This is a genomic window from Acidobacteriota bacterium (assembly GCA_009861545.1).
Lineage (GTDB): Bacteria > Acidobacteriota > Vicinamibacteria > Vicinamibacterales > UBA8438 > WTFV01.
Window position 1 is genome coordinate 1 of the sequence record VXME01000109.1, and the last position, 8,856, is coordinate 8,856.

Below are 8,856 nucleotides of genomic sequence, written 5' to 3' on the forward strand. Positions count from 1 at the left end.
CCGAACCTTGCTCGCCGACCTCGGCACCCTGACCGCCAACACCATGCGGGTGGCCTGAGGTGGTCCCGCATTTTCGGACAGTCGGCTAAGGTGTATTCCAGAGCCTTCGGGAGGCACTGGAATGGCGACGAGACGACGGCGTCGGTTCACGGCGGACTTCAAGAAGCGGGTGGCGCTCGAGGCGTTGCGGGGGGACCGAACGGTGCAGGAGATCGCCACCCGACACGAGGTCCATCCGAATCAGGTGAGTACCTGGAAGCGGCAGGCCATCGACGGGTTGGAGGAGGTCTTCGGCGGCAGCAGAGCGTCTCGCCAATCGGAACACGAGGCGACGATCCGGGACCTGCACGCAAAGATCGGCGAGCTGACGGTGGAGCGGGATTTTTTTCTGCGCGGATTCCAACGCTGAGCCGGGCCGAGCGCCAGCAGTTGGTCGACCGCGGCGGCGCGTTGAGCATCAGCCGTCAGTGCGCGTTGCTCGGCATCAGCCGCTCGTCGGTGTACTACAGGCCGCGGGGAGAAAGCGCGGAGAGTCTGGCGTTGATGCGGCGGATGGACGCCTTCACCATGCTCACCAAGCCCACACCCGTGCAGCAACGCAGCTTCGAGCTGCTGGGAGTCACCCCGCAAATGTAGCCAGCACACAACACCATCGAAACCTGTAACTCCACCACCAACAGTGACTTATCAGCGATCGGCCTGGAAACTTCCGTTTAGACACCACAGACACCACTGACGTTCCTGTGGACCTCGATCGGTCCTTGGGGCCTGACTGTGAGTTACGCCAGCCTGTAGCCAACGTCGCGAGGCGTCACAGCCCGCACGATTGGTCCGGCCGATCCGGCGCTTCGGGATTTCCGAGGACAATCCAGGCTACTCGCCGCCGGGGTCGCCCATCGTCATCGTCCGATGCATCTTCCACGAGCCGTCGGCCTGGCGTTGGAGGATCCGCATGAGCTTGCCGCCGCCGGAGAACAATTCCCCGGAGGCGCGCGACCGGGAGCTCGATAGAAGGGTGCCCCACTGGAAGGCGTAGTCGCCGGAGACGATGGTCTCTTCGAAGTCGAGCACGTGCTCCACCGGTTCGAGCAGGTCGGACATTGCTCTGGCGCCTTCCAGAAGCGCAGCGTTGGCGCTGCGTCCGCGCACCACTGCGCCTGGGGAGATCACCACGAAGTCCTCGGTCCACTGCGAGATCAGTGCGTCGAAGTCGCTCGACAGCACCGCGTCGACGTCGTGCTGGTTGAGCGCCTCGATGGCGCGGAGCTCCTCCTCCAGATCGGGTGCCCCGGACGTGCAGGCGGCGGCCGCGGCCAGGACGAGGAGCAGGAAACGGGCCAGATTGCTCCACACGGTTTCGACGGTCGTACCGATCCTCATACTCCTCAACCCCACTCCAAGCCCCATGTCTCGTGCCGACACGCGCCGATTCCAGAGTCCTTCACGTCGCGCGCTACTCGCACCGAAGCGCGGCCAGTGGGTCGACGCGCGCCGCTCTGCGCGCGGGTACCAGGCTGGCGACGAGCGCGACTCCGGCCAGCAGCGCCACGACGAACAGAAGCGTGACCCCGTCGAACGCTTCGATCCCGATGAGAAACGCCTGCAGAGCGCGGCCGAGCACGCCCGCGCCGCCAAGCCCGGCGAGCAACCCGAGTGCCAGCGGAACGGCATTTCGACGAATGAAGCCATTGACTACCTGCCTGGCCGTCGCCCCGAGCGCTATCCGTATCCCGATTTCCTGCGTCCGCTGCGTTACCGAGCAGGAGGTGACCGCATACAGGCCTACGGCGGCCAGCAGCAGGCCGACCACGGCGAACACCCCGAGCAGCGTGCCGAGCGATCGTTGCGTCCCACCGGAGCGGGCCATCGCCTCCTCGAGCGGCAGTGGATCGAAGAGGGGGAGGTCGGGATTGAGCCGGCGGATCTCTTCCCGAATCGCGCCAGTCACGCCCGCACCGGCGGCGCCGCGGACGATCAGCCTGGCGAAGAACCCGCTGTCGCCGCGGAAGGGGTAGTAGACGACCGGATCCGGGGGGCCCGTCCTCGACATCTGACGGACGGTCGGAGACACACCGACGACGGTCACCCAAGGCAGCGCCTGTGCGATGACGTTCGGGTTCGTCAACCGGATCCGCCGGCCGATTGCATCGCCGTCGGGGAAGAACATCGACGCGAACCGCTCGTTCACGATGGCGTTCTCGTGTCCCGCGGTCCCGTCGAGCCGCGTGAAGGCACGCCCGCGGAGGATCCGCAGGCCGAGGGTTCTGAAGTAGTCCGCTCCGACGGTGACGTATGTCACGCCGGGGGCCGCCGCGTCGACATCGGCCGGCCGGCCGTCGATGGCGAGTGACCGGGGGTACCCCCAACCGAACGGATCGACACTGGCCAACGTGAAGGCTTCCACCTCGCGCATGGCGGCCAGCCGCTCCTCGACCGCTGCGTAGAAGAGGCGGCGCTCCTCGGTGGTGGGATACCTGGCGGACGACAACCTGATCCCCATGGTGGTGAGCCCGGCGGCGTCGACGACGCTGGTTTCGGCTTGCAGCGCGAGGAAGCTCCGCCCCATCAGGCCGGCCCCGCTGAGCAGGATCAGCGTCAGCGCGACTTCAGCGGTCAACAGGATGGTCGTCCATCGGCGAGTGCCGACGCCGCCCCCGCCGCTACCGGCTCGGCCGCCGTCCTTCAGCCGGTCGTTCACGTTCGTCTTCGACACCTGCAGGGCCGGCACGAGACCGCACGCGACACCCGTCGCCAGGCAGGTGGCGACGACGAGCCCCAGCACGCGCCCGTCCATCGAGTAGTCGATCCAGTACGGCGCGGTGCCCAGGTGCATCGTGACCAGCCGTACGGCAAGACCGGACAACGCGACGCCGGCGAGGCCCGCGAGCCCCGTCAGCAGGAGGGTCTCTACCAGCAACTGCCGAACGAGTCGCCCGCGGGTGGCCCCGAGCGACACGCGGAGGCTCATCTCGCGCGCCCGGCGCGCCGAGCGCGACAGCAATAGATTCGCCACGTTCGCGCACGCAATCAGGAGCACGAAGACCACGCCGCCCAGCAGCGCCGACAGGAGCCGCTTCACCCAGTCGTCGACGAACGCCTCCGTGAACGGAACGACGGTCGGCCGAATCCCGGCGTTGGTCTCGCCGTGTTCCTCGGCAAGCCGGGCGGCCACGACGTCGAGGTCCGCCTGCGCCTGCGCGAGGGACACGCCGTCGGCCAGCCGGCCGAACGCCTGGTGGGTGCGCGCGTCGCGCCGCTGTGCCGACCCGCCGAACTGCGGACCGAGCGGCGTCCAGATCGCAATCGAATGGGGAAACTCGAACCCCTCGGGCATCACGCCAATCAGAACGGACGGCCGGTCGTTCAGCCGAATCGTGCGGCCGATCACCTCGGGGTCGCCGCCATAGCGGCTCATCCACAGACGATGCGACAGGATCGCCGTGCCGGCGGCGCCGTCGACATCGTCCTCCGGCAGGAAGTCGCGGCCGAGCGCGGGGAAGGTGCGCAGCAGCCGGAAGGCGTCATGCGAGATATAAGTCCCGAAGACGAAATCGGCGGCGGTCTCGTCGTCGCTGACGTTGAGCCCGATCGGGAACATCGCGGCGATGCCGTCGAAGGTCTCGCTCGCGCCGCACCAGTCCTCGAAGTCGGCAAGCGAGACACCCGCCGGTCGCCCCAGCTCGTCACGCGTCCCGAGGGAGACGATGCGCCCGTCATCGTCTCCGGGGAGCCCCGTGAACAGGATGGAGTTGGCGACGGTGTACATCGCAGACGTCAACGCCATGCCGATTCCCAGGACCAGGACGACGCCGAGGGTGAACCCGCGTTGCTTGACCAGTAGCCGCCCGGCAAGGCGGACGTCCTGTAGCACGCTCTGCAGCCAGGGTGCGATCCAGACGTCGCGCACGTGGTCGCGGGTGAGAGGCAGGTTGCCCAGCGCGCGCCGGGCCGCCGTGGTCGCCGCGGCCCGGTCGAGCCCGCGCGCCTCCAGCTCCCGCTGTTTCATCTCCAGGTGGAACTGCAACTCGTCGTCAAGCTCGCGTTCGTGACGATCGCGCTGAAGCAGGTAGCGGAGGCGCCGGAGCAGCCTGGTCATACGGAACCTTTCGTCGCTTTTTCTTCCCATCGTTTGACGATGGAAGTGTGCCGGAGGTCACCAACCGTGTCAAGCCGAAGAGGGCTTCGACGACGTGACCGCCTGCTCGAACTGGCGGTATGGCTGACCGGGGCGCCGATTCCCGCCGGTGGTCGGCGGCTGCCGCTATCGCCCCGCGTTGCTCACGAGGATGTCGCCGGTTGCTATCGGGCCCCGCTCGGTGAACACGGTTCGGCTCCCCACGACGCGGCTGAACCGTTCGAACTGCGCGGGCAGCGCGCGGGTGCCGAACAGGTCGGCGCCGCTCGCCAAGTGGTAGTGGACGTGGACGTGGAATCCGGTGTCGCCGGAGAAGCCGATCTCTCCAAGGCGATCACCCCGGGTCACACGATCGCCGGTCCGGAGCGTCACCGACCCCGCGCGCAGGTGGGCCAGGACGCTGTATTCGTCGTTCTCGTGGTCGATGACGACGTGATTGCCCAGCAACCGCGCGTTCAGAGCGGCCGGGGGCGGCCGGGGGTAGCGCAACCTGCCGTCGACGATGCGATTGTCGGGGACCTCGTTCGCGACCGCGACGACGACGCCGCTCCCGGGCGCGTGGACGGATGCGCCGTACCCGTACCACTCGGTGGGAACCGCCGCCTCGCCCCGGTGGAGGTCGCCGGCTTCGTCGACCACGCTGAAGTCGTAGGCGTAGCGGACCGGGACATCGAGGATGCCGCCTTCCGCGAGCGGCAGCCTGCTCGGGTCCTGCCGGCGGTGGTGCGAATAGAAGTCGTGGCCGTCCCAGACGAGAGAGCGTCCGCGGAGCGGAAGCTCCAGGCTCGTCGACGATTCGTAGCGCACCGGATGGACCGGGACCGAGCGGGTCACCGTCGCTTCGGCTCCTGCGAGCGTGAACTCGAAGACCGCGCGGCCGATCTCCAGGTCGGCGTCCAGGACATGGAACGGGTTGAACAGTGTCAGCTTCTCGCCCGGTCCGACCTCGCGGCGCGGAATCGTGAGCAGACCCGAGTTCGGGCCGCCGTTCGCTGCCGATACGAAGCGGCGCTGCACGAGCCGGCCGTCGCGGCCGAACACCGACATCTCGACCCGGGTCAGCGTCAGCGACCGGGCCGTGTCGTTCGACACGATGAAATCGTTGTGGAGCTCGAGGCCGCCGCGGGTGGCGTTGAGATAAGGACGTTCCGGAAACGGCTCGATCCGCACGTCCGGGGACTGGCCGACGCTGCCGGCGATCGGGAGGCAGAGCACCACGGCGCACGTCAGGACCATCGATCGCATCGGGACCTCCGGAAATCCGCGTCGAAGAGGAACGACGGCACGATCCGTCTGACGCGGCGACGGGGGATCAAGTTCCCGCACGCGCGGCAAGCTGGCGTTCCATGCCTCGACAATCTACAGTACGCGTCCTGCTGTCGATAAGCAAGGTGTCGGAGAGAAAGGGACTGCTTCGCACGACCAGCTGCCCTGCGCCTTCTCGACGAGCAGCAGTCCCGGCTCGTTGGCCTGCAAGGCGCCGACAAGCTCCCCTGCCGTGACCAATACGCGCTTCTGCCGCCGGATTCCATGTTCCAGACCGGCCCGCAATAGTTCGAGATCAGGATGTCCATTGGAATGCGTCGAATGGTCGGGGAAGAGGATGAACGAGCCGATGTGCAGCGCGCCGTTCATTCGCACCGGCGCGCCGGCCACCGCAACGATGTGCTGTGCCGCGGCCGTGGACTTCAAGGGGTCGAGCCTGGCGTCGTCGACGTCGAACGCCAGCTCGGCGGCCTTCTCCCGGGTATAGCCGGTCATGGACATTTCGGGAAAGACGATCAGATCGGCCCGATGTTGCGCTGCGATATCGAGCAGTCGGCAATGGTCGCGAAGATTCTCCTCGACCGTGTCCCGGGCCATGACTTGCGCGATGGCGAATTTCATCTCTTCCGGGTTTCCTCTGCGGAAGTCCCGCCGCGTCCTCGTGGCGCGATACTTTGACAGTCTACAGCCGGCCCCGTACTGTCGATAATCGAGGTGTCCGAGATGTTCCGGTCGCGTTGGCTTCCGGCGTTGCGCCACCGCCTGCGTGCTCTCTTCGGGCGGGGCCGGCTCGAGCGCGAACTGGACGCCGAGCTCCGGTTTCATCTCGACCGGCAGACCGCCGAGCACGTCGAGCGGGGACTGCCGCGGGGCAAGGCCCGCCGCCGGGCGCTGGCCGCCTTCGGGGGAGTCGACGTCATCAAGGGGATGTCGCGCGATCAGTGGGCGTCTCACGTCCTGGACCGGGCGGTTCGGGAAACACGCCATGCGGCGCGCGTGCTACGGTCCCGCCTACCTCACATCCCCAGCCCCCCTACTCTTGGGCTGCCGCGCGCGCGTCGCGAGCGGCCTGCTGCGCCTCTATGATGTACATGATGTACCGGCGGGCCGTCACCGACCGCGAGTGGTCGCCTCGGGCAAGAGCGCAACCTCTAACGCGGTGATGACGCGTAGGCACGCGTCCGCAAAGAGACCAATCTCCTCGCCGACCAAGTGTACCGTTTCGCCGGGTTGCTCGACCTGCGTCAACGCGACATATTGCTCATCCGCGACGCCCAGATTGTGCCCGATGACATGACGCTTCTCGATGTTGATCGCCATGCGATGGGATTCCTCATCCGAGAGTACGGCGTATAGGTCGATGTCCATCTCAGCGAACTTCTTGCCGCCCCTCCTGATGTTCTGGAAGGCATTACCGATCGCCTTCTTGCTGCACAACTTTGCCGCTCTGTCGGGTAACCGCCGGCGCGCGAGGTGGCGGTAAATCGCCTTTAGCGTCGTTTCAAATGCGGTCAGAACATCTTCATGGGCGTTGCCCAGGAGCCGATACGCGAGCTCGGAATACCCCCCACGGTCCTGCGCTGCGGCAACGGCGAGTTGTTCGTGCACCAACGTGATTTCCCGCCGAAAATGCAGCGCCAGATTGGGTGCGCCGCAATCGGGGCAGAAGAGAGCGAGGGCATAGACCCCGTACGAGCGTTGGCAGACGTCGCACGAGAGATCGCGCAGCAGGTCCTCGCGGATCGCGACAGGGCGTGCCGCGTGGCTCGGCTTGTGTTCCAGCCTCATGCTGATAAGGCCGCCGCCAGGCTGCTGGCGATTGAAGTCCCTGGCGAGATCGCCAAACCAGTCGCTCACGTCGGCGGCCACATCATGACCAATCTGACGCTTGATGTCCTCGATGTCCGCAGAATGCACGAACGCGTCATCATCCGCCATGTAGCCCGTATATGGACACACGGTCTGGCCCGGCCCCGGTGCGCGGCGAATCCGGGCACGGTCCTCTTCGCGAATCTGTCGCTCCGAGGGAGCACTGCCGATTAGGAACAGCCTCGGCACAGCGTCCGGATTGGGCGAGAACTGGTACACCTTGCCCGACGGACTTCGCGGACGCGGATACGACAGCTCCATGCGGCTTCGCGTTCCGCCCGTACGGTTTCCCTCAAGCCGGCGAAAACGAAAACTACTCGTCACTGGTGTGGTTGGATAGCCGGCTTGGACACGATCTCCACGCGACGACCGGTGCAACCGCTACTCTTGGTAACCGTCTCGTTCGCGGGACGTACCAGGACCACTGCTGTCCCACATTTTCAGCACCACAGGAGCATCTGCGGGTTCGGGGCACCCGGTGGCGAGGGAGGCATGAACAACTCCACCAGTGAGCGGCGGTCGAACAGGTTGAGTTGGAGAACCCGTAGCATCCGGTGCAGGGTCCAGCTCAGCCGCAGGACGAACTTCAGGTAGGCCAACAGCAGGTACATGCACGTCGCCACCCACAGTTGCGTCAACACCGCGTTCTTCGAGCGGCCCACGAAGCGCTTCACCTTCAGGTATTGCTTGATCCACTTGAAGAACAGCTCGATTTGCCAGCGCGACTTGTACAGGTCGGCAATCGTCTTGCCCACCCACTTCGTGTTGTTCGTCACGAACACGTAGCGCTGTTTCGTCTCCGCGTCCCAGTAGCCGACCCGCCGCAGCGTGCCCGGATACGCCTTGCGGCCACGCGCACTCGTCAACTCGATCGTCTGGTCGCTCATCACGCCGGTCCAGATGGCGACCTCATGGTCGCGCAGCACCCGGTACTTCACGCCTCGCTTCAACCGCGTCACGAAGGTCACGCCCTGCTCCTGCAGGCGATGCAGCCACCCGAAGTCCAGATACGCCCGGTCGGCCACCACCACGCTGCCGGCCGGGAACGTCCACGTGCGGGCCACCGTTACATCGGCTGCCTTGCCGTCGGTGACGCTGAGAAAGCTCGGCAGATGCCCCGCCTGGTCCAGGCCGACGTGCAGCTTGATCGCGCCCTTCGTACGCCGGAACGACGCCCACGGGAAGGCGGCTAGGCACACGTCGATAGTCGTCGCATCTATCGCATACAGCTTGTTCTTGAACCGGAAGCCGTGCCGTGGGGCCCGCTGCCGACAACGTGCCAGCAGTCGTGAGAAGAGCGCTTCGTAGAGCGTGTACGGCTGCTCGGCGTTGACCCGCGCCAGCGACGAACGGCTGACGAGGGCCTGCACGCCGAGGTGATAGAGCTTGTGGGGTTGGGCGCACAGGTTGCCGACAATGTCGCGCAGGCTCTGCAGGCCACCGAGCTGACCGAGACCGAGGGCGACGAACTGCGCCCAGCGGCTCATGACGCGGAGTCTCTGGCCCTTCTGGTGCTGCTGGGCCTCGGCGTCGAATTCATGTCGGGGAAGCAAATCGAGAAGCTGGCGGAAGACTGTGTTATGATG

The 8,856-nt window shown here is 66.2% G+C and carries 8 protein-coding genes; 2 read left to right on the top strand and 6 right to left on the bottom strand.

The features are described 5' to 3' along the window. Window positions 1-121 precede the first annotated feature (121 nt). Together F4X11_17720 and F4X11_17725 are read left to right on the top strand one after the other, a co-directional pair. Window positions 122-409, top strand: a complete 288-nt coding sequence (locus tag F4X11_17720) for a transposase (GenBank protein MYN66844.1) — start codon at window positions 122-124, stop codon at window positions 407-409. A gap of 41 nt (window positions 410-450) precedes the next feature. Continuing rightward, entirely contained in the window at window positions 451-636 is a 186-nt protein-coding gene (locus F4X11_17725; GenBank protein ID MYN66845.1) for a hypothetical protein, read from the top strand. A 237-nt stretch (window positions 637-873) separates the two neighbouring features. Here F4X11_17725 and F4X11_17730 read toward each other — a convergent pair whose 3' ends face one another. The 6 genes from F4X11_17730 to F4X11_17755 all read right to left on the bottom strand — a co-directional run. Then, complete coding sequence (locus F4X11_17730) at window positions 874-1,422, bottom strand: DUF4440 domain-containing protein (protein MYN66846.1); 549 nt, start codon at window positions 1,420-1,422, stop codon at window positions 874-876. 31 nt (window positions 1,423-1,453) lie between these two features. Beyond that, window positions 1,454-4,126: an ABC transporter permease gene (locus F4X11_17735; GenBank protein ID MYN66847.1), complete on the bottom strand. Its 2,673-nt coding sequence runs from the start codon at window positions 4,124-4,126 to the stop codon at window positions 1,454-1,456. A gap of 135 nt (window positions 4,127-4,261) precedes the next feature. Beyond that, on the bottom strand, window positions 4,262-5,380 hold the full coding sequence (locus F4X11_17740; GenBank protein MYN66848.1) for a M23 family metallopeptidase: 1,119 nt from the start codon (window positions 5,378-5,380) through the stop codon (window positions 4,262-4,264). Between the two features lie 114 nt (window positions 5,381-5,494). Continuing rightward, window positions 5,495-6,388, bottom strand: coding sequence for a carbon-nitrogen hydrolase family protein (locus F4X11_17745; GenBank protein MYN66849.1), 894 nt, complete (start codon window positions 6,386-6,388; stop codon window positions 5,495-5,497). Between the two features lie 123 nt (window positions 6,389-6,511). After that, complete coding sequence (locus tag F4X11_17750) at window positions 6,512-7,531, bottom strand: hypothetical protein (protein ID MYN66850.1); 1,020 nt, start codon at window positions 7,529-7,531, stop codon at window positions 6,512-6,514. 179 nt (window positions 7,532-7,710) lie between these two features. Beyond that, window positions 7,711-8,856: IS4 family transposase (locus tag F4X11_17755; GenBank protein MYN66851.1), on the bottom strand; the 1,146-nt coding region annotated here is incomplete at its 5' end.